The organism is Comamonas sp. AG1104, assembly GCF_003350425.1.
In the GTDB taxonomy this organism is placed as follows: Bacteria; Pseudomonadota; Gammaproteobacteria; order Burkholderiales; family Burkholderiaceae_C; genus Comamonas; species Comamonas testosteroni.
Genome location: NZ_QQAS01000005.1, coordinates 516,541 through 540,689 on the forward strand (window position 1 = coordinate 516,541; position 24,149 = coordinate 540,689).

The window sequence follows — 24,149 nt, forward strand, 5'->3', positions numbered from 1 at the left end:
AGCCACCCGAAGGTGGCTACTGGAACTGAAGCGAAGGCTGGATTCGCGACATCAGTACATCTGCCGCTCGCTGTAGCGGCGGCTTCCTAGTTTTGTGCTCGCTGAGTCCACGCCCGCACAAGCTTGCGAATTTATCTTGGGCATCCAGGGCTGCCCTTGCCTCGTACCATTCCTGGATGAGCGATGGCGCGGCCCGCTGACCATCAAGGATATCCAGAACCCAGCGACGGAAATCTTGAGCCTTTGCAGTGCGAGCAAACATTCCGATGAGGTGGGCTCCGCGCAGACTAAAAACCCGCGTCTGGGTCAAGAGGTTACCCGACACCCCCGAAGTGGGGGTCTCGACAATTGCGGTCATTGACGCAGTGAACTCCACGCGGTGACGATCAAAAATACGCGTCACCTTGTCCGCGCGCGAATACCCGAGCGCCCGAGCTATATCGGCAGCACTTGCCCACTTCTTCCCATCCTTTTCGATGAGTCGGATCGGCTGGTTTTGGAACATCAGTTCTTTCATCATTTGCCTTTCGGAAATATAAAAACCGCCTCGGCGGGCGGTTTGATGTGAGGCTGCTGAGCAGCTCTTTGGATGCGAAAATGAAAAAGCCCGCAATGCGCGGGCTTGGGCTACGGCCAATTGGCACCAGCTTGCCTGAAAACTACCACAAGTCTCTATGGTGTAAAACTCATTTCACCAACTTCGCCATCATGAATTTCAGCAGCATCGGCTAGATGCCGACTCCACTGTCATAGATGCTGGCCTCCTGCTCGGCCTGCTTGCCAGGCATTGCGCGGCCGATGGCCATGATCAGTGCTACGGCTCCGTCAATCTTGTTGTCGTTGCCTTGCTTGATGGGGCGCACGATGTCGTCGTTGCCGACCAGGTGTTTGCCGATCACATTGCCCATGCACCAGGTCATCAGCGGGTTGCCGTCGTGATGAAAGCGCCCGGACATGATGGCCGCCTCGAGCTCCTTCATCGGGTCGCTCATGTTGGTGTAGTTCTGCACGATGGTGATCGGAAGCAAGCCTTCATCGTCGAGCTGGTGGGCCAGGTTGGTGGCGCCGTGCGGATCCATGGGCGATGCTTCAACAGGATTTAACCTTGCGGCTTCCTTGGCTTCTTCCAGAATCTCGCGGTAGTCAATCTCGGCACCGTCGGTGGTCAGCAGATGACCTGTGTTGACCCACTTCTGCAAGCGCTCGGCCATCCGCCGGTTGTCGCTGTTGTTGACCGTGTCCTCTGGCACCCAGAAGCGCGGAGCGATGCTGTAGTAGTGCCGCTTTCCATCGATGTCGCGCCAGAACAGCCGGGCCATGCTGTTCATGTCCAGCTTGCGAGCCAGGTCGAACGACAAGACCACCGACTGGCCTTCGAAATCAGCCAGATTCAGTGTGTCGTCTTCACAAGACTCCCACTGAGTCATGTTGAAGTAACCAGTTTTGGCGGTTACCCAGAGACCCAGGTGCTTGGTTTTGAAGGTATTCGTGAAGCGCGCCTGCTGGATGGCTCTTCGCTGCTGACTCTCCAAGTACTCTTGATAGACTGACACACCGATATTGGGGTTGGCCTTGGCTAGCACCTTTGGATCCGTCCAGTCATCCTCTGGATCAACCGTCCAGATCCAGCCAAACAGCTCGTCGTTAGGCACCGTACCGTCGAGCATTTCCACAACTTCGCGCCGCTTGTCGTAGCACGGACCTTCGATGTTGTAGCCAGCCGTGGTGATGATGAACATCAGAGGCTGTTTGCGCGCGCCCATGCCAGTGAGCATGGTGGTGTAGAGCGCATCGCTGTCGTGCTCGTGGTACTCGTCAACGATGGAGCACGAAGGACTGGCACCGTCACCGGGGTTGCCGATGATGGGCTCAAAGCGGCTGCCATCGCCTGGCTTGTTCAAATTGGAGGCATTGACCTCGATGCCGGCAGCTTCCAGCAGCATGGGAGAGCGCATCGCCATGAGACGCGCTGGCCGAAACACCTCCCATGCCTGCTTTTCTGTAGTGGCCCCGGAGTAAATCTCGGCGCCAAACTCGTTGTCGGCGGCAAACATGGCCAGACCCACGCCGGCTGCAATGACGCTCTTGCCGTTCTTGCGATTAACCTCCCAGTAGCTTTCACGAAAGCGGCGAAGACCATCCTTCTTGCGCTTCCATCCAAAGGTGCACGCCAGACCGAACTTCTGCCACGGCTCAAGGGTGATCAACTGGCGCTTGAAGCCCCATTCGCCCTTGGTGTGCGGCAGCAGCTCAATCAGAGCAATCTTCTTCTGCGCCTCCTTCGCATCAAACTCATAGGGGTACGCTTTGCTTTTGCTGGCCAGCAGATCATCCAGATGACGCTGGCAGGCCTGCCGGACATATCGACACGCCGGAATCTTGCCGGCAACAATGGCCTTAGCGAACTTGTTGGCTGCATCCACCGCCGGATATTTAGCCATTGATGACCCCTGCAAACGGGTTGTCGCTCTGCTTCTGTTTACCTGTGCCCATCATTCGCTGTCGACTGGACGGGTCCAGCCCCAGCATTCCGCCATAGCTGGCCATCATGGCCGTCGCCTCTTTGAGGGCCGTCGCGGCGGGGTTCTTGATCACGCCTCCCATGGCCCCAGAGACCGTCACTCCGTTCTGGGCGATATCCGCCTGGGCCATCCGAAACTGGTCATAAGCGGAGCAGTACACCTCAAGGTTCTGAATATCTGTCGCCGCCAAAATGCGCTCTTTGCACAACTGCGGCGCCACGGTTTCCCAGAGCATCCGGCCGTTATCCCCCATCCAATCCGGGCAATCGATATTCAGAACCAGCTCGAAGTCTGGTTCAGATTTATTGAGAGCTCGCTTGCCTGGATTACCAGCCAATAGCTTCTTTGCCGTAGGTTTGGGGCGACGGCCAGAGCGCCCAGCAGCACCTGCCATCGGGCCTCCAGTTAAATTTCATATTTCGCGGGCGTAAAAATGTGACGAACCGGTCGGTCTAGAGCGCGAGGGCACCCTGGTTTCGACCCTCCCCCCTCCCCGCCCAGAGCCACCCAAGCTGCACGATGCGTGCCCACATGCGAAGCGATCAGGTCAAGAGGGAGGTGAACAGACCCTGCGACTCCCGCGCCGTTTTGACGGCGTGACAAGCCTTGCAGATCGCCTGCAGATTTTCTCTTGCGTCCATCTGTTCTCGCGTCCAACCCAGCCGCTTGGCCTGGGCCTTCGGGACAATGTGATCGACCTCTTGCGCGCCCGACACCGCACCGAGCTTGAGGCATGGCTGGCACAAGCACGCATCGCGTTGCATGACCCACTCTCGAATCTTCTGCCACGCATAGTCATAGCCACGCGACTTGGCCGAGCCTCGCCCCGGATGATTCCAGCCGCTGGCTTCGGACTGGTGTTCATCGCAAAAACCCGAGGACGAGCGCGACAGAGTATTGCAGCCTCGATGGCGACAAGGCTTGTTAGGGCGCTGAGGCATTACCAACCCGTCCCTGATGCTGCACCGCCTTTTCGATGCGCATCCCAGCAAAAACCCAAGGGTTAACACCTAGCAACCTCCTACACCAGAAGATCAGAATGGAATCACTCACCAGAAGCTCCATCCAGAGAGAGATCACGACTGAAGTTCATTTACACCCTCGTCTATCGGCAAGTTTCAGTGAGTGAAGGGCCTACCTAGTAGGCCCTTTCTGTTTATGTCACAGACATAGGTGCCGCCACCGAGTGATCCGCCCCTACTGCAATGTGCGTGATCGTCGGGCGTGCTCGGTGGCAGCGAACCGTGAATAAAAAGCTGTCGAGGTGATCGAAGAAAAGTCCCTGCAGCACAGCAATAGGGAACACAAATCGTCTTGGACGGAATGTAGGCACATCCACCTACACCAACACACTGCTAGCAAGCACCAAATCGATAGTGAGCTTTCACACACATTCAGGAGAAGTCAATGAACTCAACCTATCAATACTTAGGGTGCATCGATGCTTGCAACGCCTGCATCACTGCATGTAACGCTTGTATTGCCGAGTGCCTTAAAGAGCAGGACGTAAGCCCCATGGCTGGTTGCATTGCAATGAACATGGATTGCGCGGCCGTATGCGCACTTGCTTCAGGCGCTATGGCTCGCAACAGTGAGATGGCCAAGCACTTTTGCAAGCTGTGTGGCGAGATCTGCCTAGCATGTGCCAACGAATGTGAGCAGCACCTTCGCGAACACACTAGGAGGTGCGCAATTGATTGCCACGCTTGTGCCAAGGAATGTCATGCACTGATCAATTGACCAATGCAGATTGCAAAAAGCCCCAGCGATTAGGCTGAGGCTTTGGAAATTTTGGACGCGACTATCCATCAATTACCTAAAGTCATAAGGCTCCACGCCTCAAGACCGTTTAGCGATGATGGCAAGGCGGTTTAATTGCGCCTGCGCTATTCCTGCGCATTCTAGGCCAACTTTTGGCCAGCGGCAAACTCCTTGTATCGCTTCATGCACCGCAGGTTGCTTTTTGTGAGCTGGCGGGATCGATCTACGTGCCGAGCGATGTGCTCCGAGATCTTCAGCCCGTCGGCTCCATGAGGCACATCGCGGGTACCGAAGCCGTGGCACGCCTTGCAGGTCTTCCCTCGGGCAAGGTTCGTGCCGCCGCACTCATGGCAACGGCGATCGCACCACCAGAGCAGCACATCCGACAGCTTGGCCAGCCCTTCCTCTATGCCCTGCGCAAGAACCCATGGAGTGAAGCCAGCATGCTGGTCTGTCAGCTTGATGAAGCTGGGCAGCTTTGCCAGGATCTCGCGCCGCGTCTGCGCCTGCCATTGGGCCGCTGCCGCCTGGGCACCCGCAATGTCCAGCACCTCCGTCACCCGCTCGCCGCGCTTGTCCTTGGTCTTCTTGGCCAAGCGGGGCATGCCTTCCGCAACGCGCTCAATGTCAGCCGCAGTCAGCATGCGCGGCTTGAGGCGAGAGTCCCACTCAGCCATGAGCTGGTACACCAGCCGCCCCAGCTTGGCGGGCTGCATGCCAGAGGCAATCAGGAAATCGGCATCACCTCGAAAATCAAGGCTTACGGAGAGGTCGGAGCTGTTGCTGGCGCTGGTCATGCGTTCAATTAAGGTTGGTTTGGTGGGGTCGCTACTCATCGTGTCCTCTTTCTCAATTTCCCATCAGGCGCCGCACAGTCACGTTCAGCGCGTCTAGTTCGCTCATCTTTTTGATTGCCCACATGCGGCGCTGGCCGTGCAGCCCCATCAACGGGCCGCGGTGGCAGCTCTCGCACAAGGCAACGACCGTGTATTGCTGGCGCTGCTCGATGTGGTGAGCCTCACTGGGCCCGGACTGGTCGCAGACGCTACAGGGCAGCTCCTTGACCGCAGCCAGGTGAGCGCGTTCTTTGTCGTTCAGTCGATTCAGCATCCAGCGCGCTCCCCAAAGTCCTGCACCTCCAGACCCAAATCCAGCGCCAGCCCATGCTCGATGCGGGCGCCACGGGATGCGCGCCAGCCAGGCAGCATGTAAAGACAGTCGCTGGCCGCGATCTGGCACAGGGACATGCGCATGTAGCCCTGCCAGCTTCCACAGGCAGGCGGCGGGTTCTCTGCAGGGTTCTCAACGTGGTGACCCTGGGCGCGCAGCACAGCAGCTGCTGCATGAAAAGCTGGGTAGTTGAACTCGGGCAGGCCACTCATGGGGCCGGCGAGATAGATGCGCTTCACCACCATGCACGCCCCCTGTCCTCTACCGCCACCAAACTGCCGTAGTCGTCGACCACGCAAACCATGCTGCTGCCCACCTGCACCCGGTTGCAGCAGCGGTTCTCCATCCAGTGCTCGATCAGGTAGCGGCCGTCGCTCAGGCGCTTATAGGTCGGCCACACCAGCCGCGTGATGCGCGAGGTGCTCGGCGGCTTGCGCTGGCCAGCCAGCGGCACGACCTTGCCAAAGAATGCGGGGTTCAATGCCTGCGTCACTTGACCACCCGTACTTCCCGACCCAGCAGTGCCTTCATCAGATGGCGCTTGATCTTGAATTCAGGGGTCTCCACGCCCTTCACATCCTCGATTACTTCGATGCCCTTCTCCAGATACACGAAGTCTGCGATGTAGCGAATGGCGGGCCGAGCGCGCGCAGCGCCAACAAACTTGACCGATGGGACCATCTCGAACACAACCTGCCGGCGCAAATCGCTGATGTGGCCGCCACGCTGCAGCATTTGCAAGTGACCCCAGCGGTTCAACTCGGCCAAGCTGTCGAACTTGGTGCCGTCTGCCGTGATGACCTTCCTATTGCCGTACTTGTGGCCAGATCGCTTTGCAAACATCAATGCACGCCCTCCTGCTGCCTGCGTGTGCTCAGGCCCAAGGCTTCTTTGGCATCCTTCAACGCGCGATAGCTCACGGTCTTGTCGCCAGCCTCCGAGCGGGCCAGGATCTTCCGCGCCCAGTCCTTGCCATCACCATGGGCCACGATGCGCACCTCCAGGCGTTGAAACTTGGGCGCGGGCAGCGCCAGCAGGCCGGCCTCTTCCGCATAGGTCTTGCGGGGCGTAGCCGCTTTGCACAGGGCCTCAAACTGCGGCAGGCTGGGCGGGAACTCGGGGTGGTGGTCGGCAATGCGATCGGCTGCAGCCTCAATCACCTCCGGCGCGTATTTGCGCAGCGAAGCCCCCCAGACCTTGAGCGCAGCCAGCATGCCGATGTCCTGCCCGTCATTGTCCAAAGCTCCAGAGCCGAACTTGCTCAGGAAAGCGGTACCGTAGGAGCCCTGCATCAGCAGGAACAGCTTTGCCACGCCGGCACTCACGGCCTGAGACTCTCCGCGACGGGGCGAAGCCGCCGCATGGGCCAGTTGTCCAATGGATTTCATTGCAGACCTCCGAGAATGGCAGCCATGGCGCCAGCGTGCTTGCCACCTGCTGCGGCTGCAGGTGCCATGGATGGACGGCGGGCCGCGGGCATTTCGGTGGATCGACGGATCCAGTTGCGCCAGGTCGCCCCCCAGTCGGCCTTGCGCCCGTCCTTGCCAGCCTTGGCGCGCCAGTGATCGGCAAACATCGCGGCCTGGCGGCGCACCTCTTCCTCGGTCAGGCCGGCATGTTCGGCAATGGCCCAGTCACCCCAGCTCTTGGGCAGCTTCCAGTCTTCGGGCAGGCGTGTTCCTGTCGCTGTCGCAGTCTTGCCCCTTCCCTTGCTGGCTTCTGGCTGAGCCGAAGGCGAAGTGTCACGGTCAGCATCACCTACAGCCTTTGAATAGTTAACTGTCTCTTCTTTATCTGTATCTATATCTGTATCTGTACGCGTGACATCCGTACCCGTCACGCGTGACTCGCCAGTGACCTCATCGTGACCACCCTCTTCTCCCTCTGAAACAGCGTCTTTTTTGCGCTGGCGCTGGCGGCGTTTACGCTCTGCTGCGGTGTTGTCGGTGTCGCTGCGCATCTGCAAGGTGGCCCACTTGGAAGGCTGCAGGGTGGCCTGTTCGATCAGCCCAACTTCTGCCAGGCGGCGGGCCACCTCTTCCAGGCTGCGCACATCCAGACCCAGCTTCACGGCGACCTTGCGCATCAGCAGCGCAGGTGCATCGCCCTTGTCCAGCAGCCCCTCGCCCTTGAGGCACAGCAAGGCCACAAAGTGCCAGCGATCCTCAAAGGCCAGCAGCTTCAGCTTGTCGTCGTCGACCATCCGCGTATAGGTACGGAACCATGGGAGCTTGCTCATCGTCCAAACCTCGCGTTATCTGCGGCGTGCTCTGCATCCAGGGATTGCTGAACAGCAAGCAACGCAGCCACGGCCTCGGCGATTTCACGCTGCACCACGCGCTTGTCGTTGTCGCTGACGTTGTTGTCTGCCTTCGCCATCGTGGTGGCCATCAGAACGTCGGCGCATTCACGCACCGCGATGGCTGCAGACTTGGAAAGGCATTTTTCAGCGCCTGGCTGCGCTTCGGGCAGCGCCAGCATGCCGGCGTTGAATGAGAAGACCGTGCCCAAGGCATGCGCTTCTGCGCTACCAGCCTCACGGCACATAGACGCAATCTCATCAGCGTCAGCGAGACCCATCTTGTGGCTTGGGGACACGCCGCTCAGCTCCTTGCGCAGAACTTCGTCGGATTTGTTCAGGCGGGCTGCAAGAGCAGCGCGGCCGCCTGGGTAGTTGGCGACCATGCGTCGCAGTGCATCAAGAGCATTCATGTCGTCCGGACTCCGAGAAAAAGGACGTTGCGGGCTTGGCCGCCGAGAAAGACACTGCCTGCATGCAAACGAAAACAGGCCAGAAGAGAAGAAAAGGTGCCCGCCGCACCCTGGGCTATGCTGGTGGCGTCCAAACCATTACCAACAGCCACAGGGAGGGCAGACATGAAGCGAGATATGGACTTGATCCGGCGTATTGCGCTTGCAGCGGAAGAGTTACCAATGGACGAGACACTGGATGGACTGGACGGTGTAGAGCAAGACGTCTTCTCTCTCCACGTCATTTGGATGAAAGAAGCTGGACTAGTCCATGCCGCAATCAATGAATACATGGACGAAAGCGCCGTAGCTTTTGTGTTCAGGCTGACTTGGAGTGGATGCGAGTTCGCAGATGCAGTGAGAAGCGATACCTTGTGGAAAAAGGCCAAGGACAACGTGATGAAGCCATCCATGTCATTCACTTTCGACGTGCTGAAAGACTGGCTCAAAACCGAAATCACGCAAGGCCTGCCGACCATCAGGGCACTGAGTCAGTAGCGCGCGCAAATCCATCGCAGCGGCTAGAAGCCCGGCTTTGGCGGTTCCCTCTTCACGAGCGACGTGCGATGCATGGTGCTGAAATGAAATATGAGAATCAGCCATGCTGAACCAGCGCGCAGCAGTTGCTGTAACGGCGGTCAGCAGGGCCGAATGGTCTCCGTCTCGCACGGCAACAAAATCCACGCGGGGCAACTTCGCACTATTCATTGCCCACCTCCTTGGTACAGGTGGATGGCCGCACCGCAGCCCCAAAGCCAGCGATGGCTATGGCGATGGACAAATTAATGATGTGATTCATGGAGAGCATGCAAATGGACTGGACAGCAATCGGTGGCATCGCAGGATCAATCTCCGCTGCCCGCGACATCGCCAAGGGAATGAGCGCGATGCGCGACACCGCTCTCATCAACGAGAAAACCGCTGCCCTTCTGGAGCAGTTGCTCAAGGCGCAGGAGGGACTCCTCGCTCACAACACCGCTCTTTTGCAGCTCCAATCGGATCTGGCCAAGGTGCAGAAGGAAAATCTGGAACTGAAGGCAACCATCGATGAGCGCGGCAAATACACGCTGGTCACGCTCGCTAGCGGTGCGGTTGCGCTGCGCAGTAATCCCACCAACGCATTGGCCGGAGCAGACGAGCCAGGAATCGATGAGGCGCCCCACTATGTCTGCCAGCCCTGCTTCTCCATCGGCAGGTCTGTTGTGCTCCAGCGCACTTGGGTCATGGGTACCGACAACGGACTTGCCTGTCCCGCCTGTAAAGCCCAAGTCTTCGATAAGTGACATCACTCCACCTCCTTGGTTGAGGTGGATGGCTGCGCCAGCTCAGGCCAAATCTGGGTGTACTGGTCGGGGAACAGATCCCGCCTAGTCACAGTAGTGAGCTTTTCAAGGCTTGCAGCGCAAGCAGCAGGGATCGGGCGCCGTCCGCTGATCCACTGGGATATCTCGGAAGGGGATTTGCCTAGGGCTCGCGCCAGAGCAGTCGGGCCACCTGCCTCGGTGCTGGCTCGCTTTGCGAATGCTGCATGTTTCATTCATAAAATTTAGCATAGCTAATCATAAAAATCAAGCCACGCTAAATTCATTAATTATTAGCATCGCTAACATGAAAGAATGGACTACTGAGGAAGAGGCTGCAAACCTGCGTCGCCTTCTTACCGGCGTTAAGAACAAGGCTCAGTTCGCCAAGGACAATGGAGTTCCAGGCGGTGCGTCCATGCTTTCCCAACACCAAAGTGGGCATCGCCCCATCAGCTTGGATGCGGCCAAAGCGTATGCAAAAGGGCTGGGTATCGGAATCGGAGAGATTGCACCTCGCTTTGCAAAGCTGGTGTCTGACGTCTCGGAGCTTGCTCAGCCAGCGCCTTACCCAAGGGGTCACGAGATAGACATGTCAGCGTACAGTGCTGTTCCGATGTATCACGCACCTGACGCTGTAATTGTTCCTCTGCTCTCTAACTGCGGCAGCATGGGCCCCGGTTCTGAGTTGCTGGAGTCAGATGTCATTGTGGGTGACTTGGCCCTATCCCCACACTGGATCAATCAGCAGATCAGGCCCCAGAACCCGCAAGAGCTGCGCTTCATACACGCATATGGCGACAGCATGGCCCCAACATTCACAGATGGCGATGTCCTGCTCGTTGACACAGGGCTTAGTGCACGTGACCCCAGTTCACGCGAAGGCGTCTACGTTTTGCGGGCGAATGATCGAACTTTCATCAAGCGTGTCACCCCCACCTTTGACGGCAAGCTGCAGGTGACCAGCGACAACCCCAGCGCCAAGACTGTACAAACACTGAATGGCGATCATCAAGTGGATGTGGTTGGTCGGGTGGTGTGGGCCTGGAATGGGAAAAGGCTGTAATCGGTGCGACTGATTCAGATCTTCCTAAGAGGTGCCTCATGAAAAATAACTGTGCAGCATTGCTTCCGGTTATTTTCTACTTCTGCGCCGCCCCCGCCCTGGGCCAGCAAACATGGCAGGCCGACCTCAGCAGCTACGTGGGCCCGGTCGCAAGAGTCGGGCTTCCTTCAGAAGGCGCCACGAGTCGCTTGGTTTTGATTGCATTTGAATACGCGACACAGTGCAACCCGCTATTTACCTACGTAGAACTGCAAGGCCCAAAGTTCGGAGTAGCTGAAAAGCAGTCTTCACTGCCTCCATCAAGCATCGGCGGAGCCATCAATGACAAGCGCTACTCAGGCAACTCCGCAGCAATGACGCTTTATAGCAATGGGATTGAGGTGGGTTTTGCCATGCCTGATGAGATGGCGATGACACTTGCATCCGATCCAATCACCTCGATCTCATTTACAACACCCACTGGCAAGGAAATACCGCTTCCAACAGCTGGTCTAAGCAACGCCGCTGCAAAGGCACTAGACGCCTGCACGAAAAAGGTTTTTTTCTAGGACTACTGGTTCTCGCTGTTTCACGGAAGCAATGGGTGCAGGCAGACTTGCGGGCGCTGGCCTGCATTGACCATCATTCCGAGACCCGATGACCGGCCTGCTTGTACTAATCACAGACAGCAAACGACCCAAAGCAGACAGCCAAATTACTAACGAATGAGTTCAGCGGTCGCCGCAGGCGGTCCGCTTGGACGATGGGTTAGGCACGGAGCTGCTTCCTTGAGAGCAGCCGAACGATTGGCAGAAGTACCCAAACCAGAACTCCAACTAAAAGAAGCTGGGCGAAGCCAATCCATGTTCTACCAGCTGAGTAGCCTCCACTGAAACCGGCAAAAATGGCTAAAAGCATGAACGCAAACCACCCGATGCCACCAATGATGAGCCGCCCGAGAGCTTGAAGGACAGCATCCGGCCCCGTGATTTTGGGCTTCAAGACACTAGGTACAGACGTTGGCTTCCACCCCTCGGCGTTCGAAAAGTTTGCGCCACAGTACTCGCACTCCTGCGCCTGTGCGGCGATCTCCTTTTCACAGTGGGGGCAGTACGCACTCATGTAGTGGCCTAACTAGATTTAGGAGACATGCGATGTACATGTTTAACTCGCCTAGTAGTGTATGAGTGCACAACCCGACAGGCAAATTCGCTGTGATTGTGTTTAGAAAAGCCTAAAAATTTTGATCTCAGTCTTTGGTGGATACTGAAGATCAATGTCCGAAAGACTGCTTCTGGCCGAACTCAGTCGGTCATGAACAGCAGCCTGGTCAGCCACAGCCGGCACAGGCGGTCAGCTCGACCGGAATACGCGCAGACCTTCCGTGAGCATTCTGCACAGCGCTGCTTTGCCATCACTTGTCGAGGACACAACGTAGAAGCGCTCATTGCTATCTGTAGCCGGCCCGAACTGGCTGTCTCAAAGCCCGCATCAGCGGGCTTTTTTGCATCTTTGTGATGTGCGCGCATGATCAATAGTAGCAGCGCTTCATTTTATATTTAGCAAAGCTATTGCTTATTTAGTTTAGCAAAGCTACATTACATCCATCGCAGCAAAGCGATGGGTGCCAAGTGATCGAGCCAGCACCTCAGGTCCTTAAAAAGCCAGAGATTCAATGCACGTCGTGAGACACGCTGCGCCCCGATGACTTACCGGAACGCGCCGCGACTCTGCCGCCCCGAAGCGGTGGATGGTGCTAACCGGCGCAGATAGTGATCTGCATAAAGCTGCCAGAGCGAAGCGCAAGCCAGTGACAGTGGGAGATATGCGCCGCCACCCGGAGCGCATCCGGGGTTCAAACGAAAGCCTTGCTAGCAGCGCGTTCGTTTGAGTACAGTGAATCCATGACACGCATAAACACCACCGAAATTTGGGAGCGACACGGCTACAGAGTCGAGCGCATCGAGCAAGTCATGGGCGCTCCACAGCGCAATATCTATGGCCCTGATGGCGTGCTGCTGATCGAGGACGCTGAGTACACCCAGGAGACAGAAGCGCTGCGCGACCTCGGCTTCATCGACTGACTGCGGCTTCAGCTGCGACAACATGGTGGGGCGTCTATTTTTTCAAGAGCACCGTTTAAGGTCATTTAAAAGCGTACTGTGGGACAAGGCAGTCAATCTTGACCAGCCACCTTAGACCGGAGGTCTATTTGTCAGGTAACCCCATTCCCATCTCTACCCCATCTTTTTGGAACACCTTGAAGCTGATGTTTTTTATCACTGATGGGCTACCAGCTCCACAGCAACAAGGCAAGCCTCGTGTCCCTAAAGAAAAGAATGAGGAAGAGCAGCAGCAGCAACGCAAACAGTAGCGAAAGAGAGCTACTTTTTAACTCAGGGTTGCGCTACCGCCCTAGCAAGCACACCAGCCACCTCCGGGTGGCTTTTGCTTGCGCCGTTTAAGGTCATTTAAAAGCGTAATGTGGACGCATGCGAGTCACTTTTGCTTCGCAGCTTTAGACCGGAGGTCTATATGTTTCCACTCCTTGTGTACCAAAGATATGTCGCGTTTTGGCATGACATGTGGTCGATCATCCTTGAGCCCATCTCTGAGCTCCCGCCAAGCCCTTCAAGCTTCGATCAAGAGCCTTCAGCAAAGCCAGAAACGCCACCATCCACGCTCGGCCCAGATGCAGCCAACGACAAGCCCTGATTGACACGTTCACGCCCCAGACTAAGCAGAAAGCCATGATCCTCAGCCACCTTTTCAGGTGGCTTTTCTTTGAGGAAACTGCTGCGGTTTAAGGCCTATTCGAGCATTGCTGACATGGACTTTGAGACCGCCGTTTAAGGTCATTAAAAAGAGTACCGTGGACTCATGTGGCCTATCTTGGACCGCTGCCATAGACCGGAGGTCTATATGTCTTTCATCGACAAAACTATCTTCAACATCCGCTCCCGGCTTCCCGCCGTGAAACAGGAAGTCGATTCCCGGAGCGTGGCGGATGACGACCGAATCTTTCACACGCCATTTCAAACGGATGCACAGCTGCAGGAGGAATCACCTGAGCAGATGCTGCGCAAAAAAACGAACCGCCTTTTGCTGCAAGCGGTCCTCAACAAAATCTCTGCCGCTTGAGCAAGCTTCTGACCGGAGGTCTATATGTTTTCACTACTTGGCTACAAACGTCAGTCCGAGTTCTGGCGTGATATGTGGGTGATGCTCCTCGAGCCGATTTCAAAGATTCAACCCATCGAACCCAGTCTCGATTCACCACTCGCACCGACGCCAAAAGCCCCACAGCCCAGCTCCGAAACACCTGCTGTCAACGACAAGGCGTGACAGCACCATACGGAGACGCAGCGAGCCCGTAGCTCGCGCGTGTCAGTCTGGAGGTCTATATGTCAGTAAGCCGCATCCCATCTTCATTCCTGAGGGTTTGGAGAACAGTCAGACGAGTCTTCGCCAGAGGCGAGCCACTCCCCAGTCCACCCAACATCGAACAGTGCGGACCTCCTGAAAAAGACAAGAGGAGGCAAGAGGAGAGGCAATCGCGCATGCGCCATAGCTATCGATACTGGTAGCAAGAGTGTTCGACAGCTCCCACGATTACGTGGCTTCATTTTCAACAGCCACCTTCTAAGGTGGCTTTTTTGTGCCCGGAGATCTTGAGATGTGAGCATTCAGCCAACATGTGCCATACATGCGCCCTCTCCCGCAGGGCTATAGCGGGGCCATCAAGAAAGAGCGCGGCAATGAAAAACTGCAACGTGGGTGGAGTTGGGTAATCCGCTCTTTTTCTTGATGGTGCCGGGGGTCGGCTCCCCGGCTCTTACAAAGCAAGCCTGAAAGGGCCTGGCTGGAAAACTGCAAGAGGGTAATCGCACTGGCCACAGGTGCCCATCATGACCACCCCGGGAAAGTAGCGGGGGCTATCTGGCGTGACTGCTCGAGCAAGTACGGCAACTCAGGAATGGGCCTGGGTTGGCGGCAGTCACGAGCACGGCGCATCCGCGTCGTGGCGACAGTGGTCACGCCAGAGGGTTTAACAACTTTTCTTAACGTAAATAAGCTTCAGATGTGGTTCGTCGCGGCGAGCGAATGCGACAAAAGCACTCATTGCGCAGCATCAGACGATAGGCTGTGAATTTATTTCAGTAACATCCGCCTTAGGCCCAGCTATTAGGACGTAGGTGGAGCCTCTTACGCCACCCACAAGGTGGCTTTTTTTGTCCTGAATTCAGGGCCATCCGGCGTTACTGCTTGAACAGGCATGCCCCCAAGAATTTGCCTGGGTCGCCGTCTATTGGGAGCGCGGCGCGGCTTCCGCGTCGTGAGCGACAGCGGTCACGCCAGATGACGTAGAGCCCGTTTATGAGCCCACACACATCTTGATTCCGTCACTCTCTTTGGGCAAAATTTGCGTCACGTACCTGTTTTGCCGGGCCTGGGGTCACAGACTCCTTTCACTTCCGCAACTTGCCCAGGCATGACCAAATAGGTCGCCGGCTTTTTATTCGTGCCCGCAGCAACTGCTTGCGGGCTTTTCTTTTGCCGCCGGCAGTTCAAGCTAAAAAACAGGATACACATAGTGGAAAACAGGCCCCCTAGATGCGCACCACCACAGCCGCATGAGTAGACATGGGGCTATCCAGTTTGGTGTAAGACGAGCTCCTATTGATCACCCAAAAAGCATCGTGCAGAATTCGACGCCATCTACCTGTTACGCCGGGCCTGGGGTTAACTCCTCCCTCCCTTTCTGACCTCTTCCCCAGGCATGGCCCGAAAGGGTCACCGGCTCTTTACTCAAGCCCGCAGCTACCGCTCGCGGGCTTTTTTTGCCCACAGGAGACCACATGCACTCAAGTCCAATCACCACCCGCACGACAAAACTGCTACTTGCCAAGCAATAGGCGCTCACAGGCTTAGGCCTCGCATGTACCTTCCCCCGCAGGGCTATAGCTAGACCACATCAAATAGTAAATATGAATTAATTCTTGAACACCAATAGAAAATGTTGACAACATCAGATGTTAGTGAAAGTATTCACCCTAAGTAAGTCTTTGAATGAGCGCTGCTCGTGTGTGAGTGAAGCCTCTTTAAGCCACCCTCCGCAGGGTGGCTTTTTTTGCACCAAAGTCAGTGCCATCCGGTGTGACCACTCGAGCAGGTACGGCAGTTCAGGAATAGGCCTGGGCGGGCGGCAATTAGGAACGCGGCACTTTGCGTCGTGGCGACAGTGGTCACACCAGATGGCAAGTCAGGTTTACTTCTTCCCACCACCGACAAGGTAGACGTTGCCCTCGGCCACGTTATTGAGAAGCTCGCGATACGCATTCACCAAGTGATCGCGGCCAAGCCTGAACTCGGGATCCGTTCTATCAGGTCCGTCCTGATGCTTAGCATCCAGCTGTGCAGCGCGCAGCTCTCTCGCCGCTTGATGGGCAGTCTCGCGCGGTAGCGCCTTGACGACTGCCGTCAAGATCATCGACAGCGCAGCAAATGCGCCAGATTCCTCCTGGGTCATGAGGCACCTCCAGTCTGATGACCCATTCTAGTTTCCAGCCGGGCCTGGGGTTTATCTCCTCCCTCCCTCTCTGACCCATTCCCCAGGCAGACCCGAAAGGTCACCGGCTCTTTATTCAAGCCCGCAGCAAACGCTCGCGGGCTTTTTCGTTACCCACACAGGAGATTCCATGCATTCGACTCAAACCACCGCCTACAACACAAAGCTGCTGCTCGCGGCGCAATGGGCTCTTACCGGCCTCGGCCTGTTCTGCCTGGTCGGCGCAGCCGTGGTGATCGCACTCACGCCAGAACCCTGGCCCCTCTGAGCATTCAACCTTGAAAACTGACAGGAGAGACTCATGCTGAAGACGATTGTCGACTCCCTGCTGGTCATCGTTGGCGCAATGCTTCTCGCAGCCTGGCTGTCCGCGCCTGATGCCCAAGCCGATGAACCCAAAACCTTCACCCAAAGCCTGCGCGATGAGTTCGCCTGCCCGGGCATGCATGCCGAGTGGCTGGACGAGAAGACCGTGCAATGCCTGAAAGAGCAACCGTAGATTGGCCATGACATGACCTTTTTGCAGGAAGTCTTTTCGCTCTTCTTGCACATAAGGATAGAGAATAGGCATTGCAAAATTCATTGCAATAGTTTGTCTTCAGACAGAGCTTTTGCCTTTCGCTGCGCAGACGTCCATTGGAGGTCATCAACATGCGAGCTCTAAGGCGCCAAAGGGTGCAATAGCGGCCGTTGCGTTCGCATCCATCAACATAGACTGAAGCGTATGGCAAAGCCACCAATCCAGCTTGAGTACCTACCCAAGAGGCGAAGCAGCAGGAACCACCTCCTCTGGAGGGCAGGATTCTTCTTGAGCGCCTCGGCGGTTCTGCTGACTTGCCTGGTCATGGAAGGCTGTAAGCCCGAATCGGGAAAGAAGTTTGAGGAAACAACTGCTGCATTCAAAAATTCAGCGCTTAGCGCCTGGCATTGCCCAGGAATGACAGCCATTTGGGTCAGCGAAAATATTGTGAAGTGCGTCAAAGAAGAGCGTTGAGCTCGAAAATTTAAAAATGCAAAAAGCCCACACCTTTACAGATGTGGGCTTTTTTACGCCAAGTAAAAATTACTTGCGTGTGTTGGCTAGAGATACAGAGATAACTCGACCACCCAATGACTGATCATTCAGGGAGTCGATCGCTGTCTTTGCTTGGGCAGCAGTGCCCATTTCAACAAAGCCGAAGCCGCGCGATTGACCTGTATTGCGATCCATTATGACTTCAGAGGAAATAACATCCCCACAGCTTGAAAAATGTGATTTCAGTGTTTCGCGATCGATGCCATAGCCAAGATTGGAGACGTAGAGATTGCTTTGCATACAGTACCTTCTAAATGAATTTCGCTACTTATTTTTCAGAGCGAAAGATGATTCCCAAGAGAACCACGAGAGTGCTTTGGTGAAGATTAGTCAGTAGCCAAAGCTTCTACTGAGGGTTGAAAAATGATCCAGCTCAATTCAGCTGGTGGCCAAGCACCATGCTCCGGCCTTCAGCCAAAGCATATTTAGAGGCAAGCGACTCATCAGAAAAATTCGGAATGAACCGAAAAATTCGGTCATAAGTTCCGCGACGAATAGAGACAGCAGCAGTGAATTGACCACTTGCGTCAGTCTGGGTGAGAGGTGTGACCACGTAGCGGCCAATCTGCTCTGTAGTGTTTTTGTGCAGCATGAAAGCGAACGATCACACGCACGATTGCGCAGACCGTCAAATGAGATAGGGAAGGCCCGTGCTAAGTGCAGGGGGCAACGCAGATCCGCGAGGATGTTCAGGATCTGGTGGAGTTCGCCTAGAGGGGTGTGACCACCGCGTGCTTTGCTAGAAGAGCGGCTACCTGCGGCCAAGGGGCGGCATTGGTGTCAGACAGGCGCTGTTGGGGCGAACGGCCTTAACAGCGAGTGAAACCAGTATAGGTGAACTGAAAGACCTTTGGTTGGAAATCTTCCGTTACCCCGACCTGACGCCCCTCACATCAAAGACTTCAAAAATAAATTGATAGACCACTAAGGATTAACCATGTACTGTGGGCCTAGCGTTCGCATATTTATAGAGAGCCTCACCAATGACCAAAACTAAAAAATCAACAGTTCACCATGTCGTGGAGGCCAAGCGATGGGAGCTCAGTCGCGAAAAAGAGCGCATCACCTACCCTCCTGAACATGCCGGCCCCGTGCAAATGGAATGGCGCAAGCGAGAAAACTACTCCGCCACCGACCTCGACTACCGAGGCCGCAGCAAGATTTAGAGAGCCTCCACAGAATTGCCTTTGCCCGCCATTGAGCGGGCTTTTTTATGAGTATCACCAGCATGACAAACACCACCACTGACAAGCGTTGCGGAAGCTGCGGCGCCCCTCTTCCTAAAGACTTCAAAGAAGAGCAGGGTCAACCACTTCCTTGCGGCCACTAACAGCCACAACTTCCCCAACATCAGAGCCCGCCAATCAGCGGGCTTTTTCTATTTCTGGAGTCTCAATGTTCAAGAGCATGACCATTTACCGCCTTGCCAAGAGCTGGCAAAGCGATCTGCAGGCGCTGAAAAATTCCCTGCAAAAGACGGTGTTTGAAGAGTGCGGCGCGACCCAAGAGCGCTCCGTGGGCTGGGTTCCGCCGCGCGGCGAGCAGCACGGCCCGCTGGTCGAGTCCGTGGCCGGCCAGTGGGTCATGCGCTTCATGACCGAGGCCAAGGTGCTGCCGGCCAGCGTGCTCAACCGTAAGGTCAACGAAAAGGCCGAGCACATCGAAAAGACCGAAGGCCGCAAGCCCGGCAAGAAGGAAAAGCGCGAGCTCAAGGACGAGGCCAAGCTGGACCTGTTACCCATGGCCTTCACCAAGCAGGGCAGCATGTGGGTCTGGATCGATCCGCAGGCGCGCACCCTGGTGCTCGATACCAGCGCCCAGGGCCGCGCCGACGAGATGGTGACGCTGCTGGTCGAAGGCCTGCCCGGCTTTGCCCTGGCCCTGCTGGATACCCAGACCAGCCCACAGGCCGCCATGGCGCACTGGCTGATGACACAAGAGCCGCCCGCAGGCTTCACTGCCGACCGCGAGACAGAGCTGAAAGCCGCCGACGAGTCCAAGGCCGTGGTGCGCTACGCACGCCACCCGCTGGATATTGATGAAGTCCGCCAGCACATCGAGCACGGCAAGCTACCCACCAAACTGGCCATGACCTGGGACGACCGAGTGAGCTTTGTACTGACCGAAGGCCTGCAGATCAAGAACATCACGCTGCTGGATGCTGTCATGGATGGCAACAGCAAGGACGATGGCGGCTTCGATACCGATGTGGCCATTGCCACCGGCGAGCTGTCGCGCCTGATTCCCGACCTGATCGAAGCATTGGGCGGCGAAGGCCGCACCCGCCTGGGCGACCTGCCCGCCTCGCTTCAGAACGCGCCTGCTGCGAAAACTCTGCCAGCAAGCACTGCCAGGACCGCGCCCGCCCCGCACTGCGAAGCTGCTGGCGACGGTCGGGACCCGCTCTATGCCGAGGCCGTTGAACTGGTGCGCAAGGACCAGAAGCCAAGCGTCTCCTATGTGCAGCGCAAGCTGTTGATTGGCTACAACCGGGCCGCCGCCTTGCTGGAGCGCATGCAGGCCGAGGGACTGGTGTCGCGCATGGATGGCAGCGGCAAGCGCACGCTTTTGACGCCGCCCGCCTAGGAGTCCAGCGCCAACAAATGACTAGGCTCTATCGACTCACTTAGCTGCTCAGCAGTGCAAAGAGTAGGCAGTGAAGGCTTGCTGGCCAGATCCAGGAAATCAAGAAGGTAGTCGCTTGAGCGTACGGATGATCCTGCCTATTGCTAGCTCTAAATGCCATAGTTGCACACGTATCAATGCTCAAAATTTCTATGTAAGTGTTTGCGTTAAGACGGTTTTTTCCATGAAATGGGCGTACCGTAGGGACAAGGCAATTGGTCAAATAACCTGCCTGTATAGATCCGAAACCTGCAGCTCTCAAATTGATAGAGCGGCTTGATCTCTCCAGATTTCAAGCGTGCCCGAAATCGAGCTAAATCAAAGATGGGCAAGACGTGGCGCAGTCAGTTGACCATCTAAGTGAGCGTCTGCCTCTTGTGCTTGCTCAAGCCTAGTCCCCTTTCGGAACTGCTTTCTTTTCCACTGAAGCAAAGCGAATCCTTGAGGATTGCTCAACTGACAAGACCGGAGACTTAATGCAACGTGAAGATCTAGCAATCACTATTGCTACAGCGCCACAGGCGCTGCAACCAGAAATCATCAGTCACTCGATTTCTCACGATGACCATGCACGGTCGCCGAATGTGCCTATGAAAAATAGCGATGTGGACATCGACAATCCGGATGCAAGGTCAGCGCAACCCTCCAATGCTATGCAGCTGGAGGCTGAGCATGGTTGGGATGTATATCCAGATCGGATGGCGTAAGGAGTTTTTATGCATGAACTTTCTCAACGCAAAGTTCACGGCTTCTGGGAAAACCTGAAGTGCATGTGTTTCCCGTGGTCAAAAGCAGAAGCGCCGGAAACGAGCGCATCCCCAAAAACAGAAGGCAATAAGCTAGCCGGCTTTCAACCAGGAAACACTATTGCAGGAATCATGCTGACGCTTGCTATCTTTGGCATGATTGCTGCAGGCTACTTTGCTTACAGGTATGGGGCTTTCTGAAAAGCCTTCTTTCTGTTTCCAGGGATATTTGCCATAAATAAGATAGCAAATATCTCCAATCTAGAGAGGCCCGCCATCGAGCGGGCTTCTTTATTGGAGCATGGATGAGAAGCCTAAATTAGTGACAAGAGCAAGCGCTCAATGCCCATCCTTATTCTTTCAAGCCTGTCCCTGAAGCTCTTTCCCTCTTCCACAAGCCGCGCTAAATCGGACTGCTGCCTGGCCTCTTTAAGAGCCGCAAGATGCAGATCCAGCTTCTCCCGCTGCTTAGTCGCCTGCTCTAGCAATCGCTCTATCTCCGCCTGATCAGACGCCTTTGCGCTCGCTTTCTGTGCATGCTTCATAAGCAGGTCAATATGATTCAGGCTAGCTTCGGATTCGCGGATGTGTCTGTCAGCCATCTGCTCTATCGTTTCCATCACGAGCTCCTTGCAGTGAACCCACTGCCTTGCGAATCCAGCTGGCGTGCCTAAGAGAGCTGACTCCTTAAGAAGGAGCAGGTCAAAACTACCAGCAAACCTTTCCCATAAGGTACTACAACGGACCTACTGATGCCAAGAGATCCGTTGCCATCCTTCAAGCAGCTGCCCAGCAATGCAAAGAGCTGGCTGGAGGTTCAGCGTCAGGAAGTCAAGAAGCTTGTCTCTTGAGTTGCACTCGCTGAAAGAGCACAAGACAAAGAAAAAGCCCACGCTTTCCGCGTGGGCCCTTCTTACAGATCGAAGAAGATTACTTGCGTGGACGGGCCAGGGCCACTCCCACAGCGCGACCGCCCAGCGGTTGGTCGTTCAGCGACTGGATAGCTTTCTGGGCCTGCTCAGGAGTGGCCATTTCAACAAAGCCGAAGCCGCGTGAGCGGCCGGTTTCGCGGTCGGAAATGACGTCTGCGGAGATCACTTCACCGCAACCGCTGAAATGTGCGCGCAGGGCTTCGCCGTCGATGGAATAGCCGAGATTGGTGACATAGAGATTGTTTTGCATTGTGTTCTTTCAAGTGAGCTCATGCATTTCAGCGATGAGCGAATAAGAGGTAGAGCGGGTTAGCGACGGCGCTTGAAGGCTGGTGCCGCGCCAGTGCGAGGAGCAAGATGACGGAAGGTCACTCGCCCCTTGTTCAAATCGTAGGGAGACATTTCAACAGTCACTTTGTCGCCTGCCAGTACGCGAATACGGTGCTTGCGCATCTTTCCGCCGCTGTAAGCAATGAGCTGATGACCGTTTTCCAGAGTGACACGAAAGCGGGCATCCGGCAGTACTTCATCAACGCGACCGGGCATCTCGATTAGTTCTTCTTTAGCCAAAGTGTCTCCTATGAGTAAAAGCAATAAGAACTCAGTTCAGGCGTTGGCTCATCACCATGCTCCGGCCTTCAGCCAAGGCGTAGTTGGAGGCGAGCGACTCGTTAGAAAACTGAGGGACAAATCGAATGACGCGGTCATAAGCGCCGCGGCGAATGGAAACGGCAGCCAGGAACTTGCCGCTGGTGCTCGGCTGTGTCAGAGGTGTGACCACGTAGCGGCCAATCTGCTCTGTAATGTTTTTGTGCAGCATGAAAACGGACGGCCGCACGCACGATTGCGCAGACCATCAAGTGAGATAGGGAAGGCCCGCTGTGAATTCAGGGGCAACGCAGATCCATAAGGATGTTCAGGATCTGGGGAGTTCGCCTAGAGGGGAGTGACCACCGCGTGCTTTGCTAGCAGAGCGGCTACCTGCGGCCAAGGGGCGGCAATGGTGTCAGACAGGCACTGTTGGGGCGAACGGCCTAAACAGCGAGTGGGACCAGTATAGGTGAAGTGAAAGACCTTTGGTTTACAACACGCAGCGCCGACAAGGGAGTGGTGCTTGAGCCAGATCTCCCCCCTGCTCTTTCTAACAAGAAATCGATAGACCTGCCTGTGGTAACCCTGTACCGTGGGATCAACTGTTCTGCAATCTACTGAGAGTCTTAGCCATGAGTACAACTAAAAAACCCGCCGTTCACCATATCGTGGAGGCCAAGCGATGGGAGCTCAGCCGAGAGAAGGAACGCATCACCTATCCCGCCGACCATGCCGGCCCCGTACAGATGGACTGGCGCAAGCGCGAGAACTACTCTGCCACCGACCTCAACTATCGAGGCCGAAACAAGGCCTAGAAGCCCTCTAACCAATTGCCATTGCCCGCCCTTGCGCGGGCTTTTTTATGAACAGCATGGACATGACAGAATCAATACCGCCAAGTGCTGCTGAAGCTGCGGCTCGCCCTTTTTGAAGCCTCAAAGAGGAGCAAGGTCACCCACCTCCTTGCCGCCACTAACAGGCACATATTTACAAGATCACAGCCCGCCACTGAGCGGGCTTTTCTCATTCTCTGGAGCTGAAAATTGTCTCGCTACTGTGGGACAACCTGGACTTGGCTCAGGTCCACACCGAGCGATTGGGCCTTCTCCAGCAATCGCCTAAAGTGTTGCTCCGGGATGCTCTTGCTTCGGGAAAGCAGCCAGAAGTAGTCGAGGCTGTTGCCAATCACCAAAGACGTCTGGTACTGGTCATCCAGACTCACCACGTTGTAGCCGCCGTAGAACGGACCGAAGAAAGACACTTTGAGCGCCGCGATGCTGGGATCGCCCAGGAATCGCGCCTTGCCGTTGGCTTGACGCCATTCCTTCTTCGATGCGTCATAGCCTCGATTGACCACGGCCACAGTGCCATCGTCGTTGAGACTGTACTGCGCAGAGACCTGAGTCAGACCTTTTTCAAAACTGTGCTCTATGCGGGCCAGTTCGTACCAAGTTCCCATGTAGCGCTTGGCATCAAAGCCAGCCACAGGCTGTATGCCCTTAGGCACAGAGACAGCGCAGCCATACAGCGCAGCAACTCCCGCTGCAACCACGGTCAACGCAGCAGTACGAATTAGAGAGCTTCTCGAAAAACGCATTGTTGTTTCCTGAGGTTGAAAGCCTCATTCAACCATCTACCAACCAGCCCGTCCTGAAGAGCGGGCTTTTTACTTTCTGGAGCCCTATGCGACTCAACATCGACAGCGATCAGGATGCCAAGCTCGCCAAGCTGCTGGAGAAGACCTCTCTCAGAATGCACTCGACGCCCGATATGCTCCGCCACCTGCCTGACGGAACTATTCAGCTGAGCTGCCCGCTTCCTGAAAAGTACAAGCCAGAAATGAATCCGTGGGCCAAAGAGTTACGAGCTCGCATCGATGCAGGTTGGCGGATTTTTGAAATCAGCGAATGCTCCCAAAGCGTCAGTGGCGGCTGGATGGCCTCATGCATACCGCCACCCCTCTTCCGAATTTTTTTCACTGCCTGGCTGAATCAACCCGAGCCGCTCCCCCTCGGGCAGCTTGAGCTGTTTCCCGCTTGACCACCAACACCCCAGCCCGCA

Annotated in this window: 37 protein-coding genes; 16 read left to right on the forward strand and 21 right to left on the reverse strand. The window is 55.9% G+C overall.

The features are described 5' to 3' along the window. Positions 1 to 16: 16 nt before the first annotated feature. The 4 genes from DFO48_RS17085 to DFO48_RS25655 all read right to left on the reverse strand — a co-directional run bounded on the left by DFO48_RS17085 (position 17) and on the right by DFO48_RS25655 (position 3,286). Positions 17 to 520, reverse strand: coding sequence for a BRO family protein (locus DFO48_RS17085; RefSeq protein ID WP_114864192.1), 504 nt, complete (start codon positions 518 to 520; stop codon positions 17 to 19). A 208-nt stretch (positions 521 to 728) separates the two neighbouring features. Continuing rightward, entirely contained in the window at positions 729 to 2,441 is a 1,713-nt protein-coding gene (locus DFO48_RS17090) for a terminase large subunit (protein ID WP_114864193.1), read from the reverse strand. Then, complete coding sequence (locus DFO48_RS17095; protein ID WP_114864194.1) at positions 2,434 to 2,916, reverse strand: phage terminase small subunit P27 family; 483 nt, start codon at positions 2,914 to 2,916, stop codon at positions 2,434 to 2,436. The genes DFO48_RS17090 and DFO48_RS17095 overlap by 8 nt, the downstream gene beginning before the upstream one ends. A gap of 148 nt (positions 2,917 to 3,064) precedes the next feature. Beyond that, a complete protein-coding gene (locus DFO48_RS25655) occupies positions 3,065 to 3,286 on the reverse strand; it encodes an HNH endonuclease signature motif containing protein (protein WP_003077382.1) in 222 nt (73 codons plus the stop codon). An 832-nt stretch (positions 3,287 to 4,118) separates the two neighbouring features. On the opposite strand from DFO48_RS25655, the gene DFO48_RS25885 reads away from it, so the two are divergent. Continuing rightward, the gene (locus DFO48_RS25885) at positions 4,119 to 4,262 is read left to right on the forward strand and encodes a four-helix bundle copper-binding protein (RefSeq protein ID WP_370449591.1); all 144 of its coding nucleotides are present in this window, start codon (positions 4,119 to 4,121) and stop codon (positions 4,260 to 4,262) included. A gap of 161 nt (positions 4,263 to 4,423) precedes the next feature. Here the strand turns inward: DFO48_RS25885 and DFO48_RS17110 are convergent, their stop codons facing one another. The 8 genes from DFO48_RS17110 to DFO48_RS17145 are packed head-to-tail and all read right to left on the reverse strand — an operon-like array spanning position 4,424 to position 8,165. Continuing rightward, positions 4,424 to 5,119 carry a hypothetical protein gene (locus DFO48_RS17110; RefSeq protein WP_034349194.1) on the reverse strand — a complete coding sequence of 232 codons (696 nt, stop codon included), beginning with the start codon at positions 5,117 to 5,119 and terminating at the stop codon, positions 4,424 to 4,426. 13 nt (positions 5,120 to 5,132) lie between these two features. Further along, on the reverse strand, positions 5,133 to 5,393 hold the full coding sequence (locus DFO48_RS17115; protein WP_114864195.1) for a hypothetical protein: 261 nt from the start codon (positions 5,391 to 5,393) through the stop codon (positions 5,133 to 5,135). After that, entirely contained in the window at positions 5,387 to 5,698 is a 312-nt protein-coding gene (locus tag DFO48_RS17120; protein WP_114864196.1) for a DUF4406 domain-containing protein, read from the reverse strand. Before DFO48_RS17120 ends, DFO48_RS17115 begins: the two co-directional genes overlap by 7 nt. Then, positions 5,689 to 5,946 carry a hypothetical protein gene (locus tag DFO48_RS17125; protein WP_114864197.1) on the reverse strand — a complete coding sequence of 86 codons (258 nt, stop codon included), beginning with the start codon at positions 5,944 to 5,946 and terminating at the stop codon, positions 5,689 to 5,691. The genes DFO48_RS17120 and DFO48_RS17125 overlap by 10 nt, the downstream gene beginning before the upstream one ends. Next, a complete protein-coding gene (locus tag DFO48_RS17130; protein ID WP_114864198.1) occupies positions 5,943 to 6,296 on the reverse strand; it encodes a DUF1064 domain-containing protein in 354 nt (117 codons plus the stop codon). The genes DFO48_RS17125 and DFO48_RS17130 overlap by 4 nt, the downstream gene beginning before the upstream one ends. Beyond that, a complete protein-coding gene (locus DFO48_RS17135) occupies positions 6,296 to 6,841 on the reverse strand; it encodes a hypothetical protein (RefSeq protein ID WP_114864199.1) in 546 nt (181 codons plus the stop codon). Before DFO48_RS17135 ends, DFO48_RS17130 begins: the two co-directional genes overlap by 1 nt. Continuing rightward, positions 6,838 to 7,692, reverse strand: coding sequence for a hypothetical protein (locus tag DFO48_RS17140; RefSeq protein WP_114864200.1), 855 nt, complete (start codon positions 7,690 to 7,692; stop codon positions 6,838 to 6,840). The genes DFO48_RS17135 and DFO48_RS17140 overlap by 4 nt, the downstream gene beginning before the upstream one ends. Continuing rightward, complete coding sequence (locus DFO48_RS17145) at positions 7,689 to 8,165, reverse strand: phage regulatory CII family protein (RefSeq protein ID WP_114864201.1); 477 nt, start codon at positions 8,163 to 8,165, stop codon at positions 7,689 to 7,691. Before DFO48_RS17145 ends, DFO48_RS17140 begins: the two co-directional genes overlap by 4 nt. A 165-nt stretch (positions 8,166 to 8,330) precedes the next feature. Between DFO48_RS17145 and DFO48_RS17150 the strand changes: the two genes are divergently transcribed. Both DFO48_RS17150 and DFO48_RS17155 read left to right on the forward strand, forming a co-directional pair. Beyond that, positions 8,331 to 8,702 (forward strand): DUF2513 domain-containing protein, encoded by a 372-nt coding sequence (locus DFO48_RS17150; RefSeq protein ID WP_114864268.1) that lies wholly within the window; start codon positions 8,331 to 8,333, stop codon positions 8,700 to 8,702. 299 nt (positions 8,703 to 9,001) lie between these two features. After that, complete coding sequence (locus DFO48_RS17155) at positions 9,002 to 9,487, forward strand: hypothetical protein (RefSeq protein WP_114864202.1); 486 nt, start codon at positions 9,002 to 9,004, stop codon at positions 9,485 to 9,487. 2 nt (positions 9,488 to 9,489) lie between these two features. Here DFO48_RS17155 and DFO48_RS17160 read toward each other — a convergent pair whose 3' ends face one another. Next, positions 9,490 to 9,741: a YdaS family helix-turn-helix protein gene (locus DFO48_RS17160; protein WP_003077352.1), complete on the reverse strand. Its 252-nt coding sequence runs from the start codon at positions 9,739 to 9,741 to the stop codon at positions 9,490 to 9,492. Positions 9,742 to 9,812: 71 nt separating this feature from the next. Here DFO48_RS17160 and DFO48_RS17165 point away from each other — a divergent pair, with 71 nt between their 5' ends. The 5 genes from DFO48_RS17165 to DFO48_RS17200 all read left to right on the forward strand — a co-directional run bounded on the left by DFO48_RS17165 (position 9,813) and on the right by DFO48_RS17200 (position 13,895). Beyond that, complete coding sequence (locus DFO48_RS17165; RefSeq protein WP_003077349.1) at positions 9,813 to 10,571, forward strand: S24 family peptidase; 759 nt, start codon at positions 9,813 to 9,815, stop codon at positions 10,569 to 10,571. Positions 10,572 to 10,609: 38 nt separating this feature from the next. Further along, a complete protein-coding gene (locus tag DFO48_RS17170) occupies positions 10,610 to 11,119 on the forward strand; it encodes a hypothetical protein (protein ID WP_003077345.1) in 510 nt (169 codons plus the stop codon). Positions 11,120 to 12,454: 1,335 nt separating this feature from the next. Next, the gene (locus DFO48_RS17180; protein WP_114864205.1) at positions 12,455 to 12,634 is read left to right on the forward strand and encodes a hypothetical protein; all 180 of its coding nucleotides are present in this window, start codon (positions 12,455 to 12,457) and stop codon (positions 12,632 to 12,634) included. Between the two features lie 838 nt (positions 12,635 to 13,472). Beyond that, a complete protein-coding gene (locus tag DFO48_RS17195) occupies positions 13,473 to 13,691 on the forward strand; it encodes a hypothetical protein (RefSeq protein WP_114864207.1) in 219 nt (72 codons plus the stop codon). Between the two features lie 24 nt (positions 13,692 to 13,715). After that, positions 13,716 to 13,895, forward strand: coding sequence for a hypothetical protein (locus DFO48_RS17200; protein ID WP_087085882.1), 180 nt, complete (start codon positions 13,716 to 13,718; stop codon positions 13,893 to 13,895). Positions 13,896 to 15,819: 1,924 nt separating this feature from the next. On the opposite strand, the gene DFO48_RS17205 is transcribed toward DFO48_RS17200, so the two are convergent. Further along, a complete protein-coding gene (locus DFO48_RS17205) occupies positions 15,820 to 16,080 on the reverse strand; it encodes a hypothetical protein (protein WP_003061334.1) in 261 nt (86 codons plus the stop codon). 169 nt (positions 16,081 to 16,249) lie between these two features. Between DFO48_RS17205 and DFO48_RS25480 the strand changes: the two genes are divergently transcribed. Next, on the forward strand, positions 16,250 to 16,387 hold the full coding sequence (locus tag DFO48_RS25480) for a hypothetical protein (RefSeq protein ID WP_199407019.1): 138 nt from the start codon (positions 16,250 to 16,252) through the stop codon (positions 16,385 to 16,387). Between the two features lie 33 nt (positions 16,388 to 16,420). Further along, positions 16,421 to 16,618: a hypothetical protein gene (locus tag DFO48_RS17210; RefSeq protein WP_114864208.1), complete on the forward strand. Its 198-nt coding sequence runs from the start codon at positions 16,421 to 16,423 to the stop codon at positions 16,616 to 16,618. 564 nt (positions 16,619 to 17,182) lie between these two features. Here the strand turns inward: DFO48_RS17210 and DFO48_RS17220 are convergent. Further along, entirely contained in the window at positions 17,183 to 17,434 is a 252-nt protein-coding gene (locus DFO48_RS17220) for an RNA-binding protein (protein WP_003061328.1), read from the reverse strand. 133 nt (positions 17,435 to 17,567) lie between these two features. Next, entirely contained in the window at positions 17,568 to 17,786 is a 219-nt protein-coding gene (locus DFO48_RS17225; protein WP_114864210.1) for a hypothetical protein, read from the reverse strand. A 391-nt stretch (positions 17,787 to 18,177) separates the two neighbouring features. Here DFO48_RS17225 and DFO48_RS17230 point away from each other — a divergent pair, with 391 nt between their 5' ends. The 4 genes from DFO48_RS17230 to DFO48_RS17245 all read left to right on the forward strand — a co-directional run bounded on the left by DFO48_RS17230 (position 18,178) and on the right by DFO48_RS17245 (position 20,766). After that, on the forward strand, positions 18,178 to 18,360 hold the full coding sequence (locus tag DFO48_RS17230; protein WP_034349191.1) for a hypothetical protein: 183 nt from the start codon (positions 18,178 to 18,180) through the stop codon (positions 18,358 to 18,360). A 229-nt stretch (positions 18,361 to 18,589) separates the two neighbouring features. Then, positions 18,590 to 19,780 (forward strand): recombination-associated protein RdgC, encoded by a 1,191-nt coding sequence (locus DFO48_RS17240; protein ID WP_114864212.1) that lies wholly within the window; start codon positions 18,590 to 18,592, stop codon positions 19,778 to 19,780. Positions 19,781 to 20,295: 515 nt separating this feature from the next. Next, positions 20,296 to 20,526, forward strand: coding sequence for a hypothetical protein (locus tag DFO48_RS25200; protein ID WP_147282750.1), 231 nt, complete (start codon positions 20,296 to 20,298; stop codon positions 20,524 to 20,526). A gap of 9 nt (positions 20,527 to 20,535) precedes the next feature. Beyond that, positions 20,536 to 20,766: a hypothetical protein gene (locus DFO48_RS17245; RefSeq protein WP_080944582.1), complete on the forward strand. Its 231-nt coding sequence runs from the start codon at positions 20,536 to 20,538 to the stop codon at positions 20,764 to 20,766. 113 nt (positions 20,767 to 20,879) lie between these two features. On the opposite strand, the gene DFO48_RS17250 is transcribed toward DFO48_RS17245, so the two are convergent. The 4 genes from DFO48_RS17250 to DFO48_RS17265 all read right to left on the reverse strand — a co-directional run bounded on the left by DFO48_RS17250 (position 20,880) and on the right by DFO48_RS17265 (position 22,317). Continuing rightward, the gene (locus DFO48_RS17250) at positions 20,880 to 21,185 is read right to left on the reverse strand and encodes a hypothetical protein (protein ID WP_114864213.1); all 306 of its coding nucleotides are present in this window, start codon (positions 21,183 to 21,185) and stop codon (positions 20,880 to 20,882) included. Positions 21,186 to 21,495: 310 nt separating this feature from the next. Continuing rightward, a complete protein-coding gene (locus DFO48_RS17255; protein WP_114864214.1) occupies positions 21,496 to 21,747 on the reverse strand; it encodes an RNA-binding protein in 252 nt (83 codons plus the stop codon). A 59-nt stretch (positions 21,748 to 21,806) separates the two neighbouring features. Continuing rightward, positions 21,807 to 22,067, reverse strand: a complete 261-nt coding sequence (gene infA, locus DFO48_RS17260; RefSeq protein WP_003054641.1) for a translation initiation factor IF-1 — start codon at positions 22,065 to 22,067, stop codon at positions 21,807 to 21,809. Positions 22,068 to 22,098: 31 nt separating this feature from the next. Further along, entirely contained in the window at positions 22,099 to 22,317 is a 219-nt protein-coding gene (locus DFO48_RS17265) for a hypothetical protein (RefSeq protein ID WP_114864215.1), read from the reverse strand. A gap of 403 nt (positions 22,318 to 22,720) precedes the next feature. Between DFO48_RS17265 and DFO48_RS17270 the strand changes: the two genes are divergently transcribed. Then, positions 22,721 to 22,903 carry a hypothetical protein gene (locus DFO48_RS17270; RefSeq protein ID WP_114864216.1) on the forward strand — a complete coding sequence of 61 codons (183 nt, stop codon included), beginning with the start codon at positions 22,721 to 22,723 and terminating at the stop codon, positions 22,901 to 22,903. Between the two features lie 236 nt (positions 22,904 to 23,139). Here DFO48_RS17270 and DFO48_RS17275 read toward each other — a convergent pair whose 3' ends face one another. Continuing rightward, positions 23,140 to 23,685, reverse strand: a complete 546-nt coding sequence (locus tag DFO48_RS17275; protein WP_370449587.1) for a lipocalin family protein — start codon at positions 23,683 to 23,685, stop codon at positions 23,140 to 23,142. Positions 23,686 to 23,771: 86 nt separating this feature from the next. Here DFO48_RS17275 and DFO48_RS17280 point away from each other — a divergent pair, with 86 nt between their 5' ends. Further along, entirely contained in the window at positions 23,772 to 24,128 is a 357-nt protein-coding gene (locus tag DFO48_RS17280; RefSeq protein WP_147282751.1) for a hypothetical protein, read from the forward strand. Positions 24,129 to 24,149: the final 21 nt, after the last annotated feature.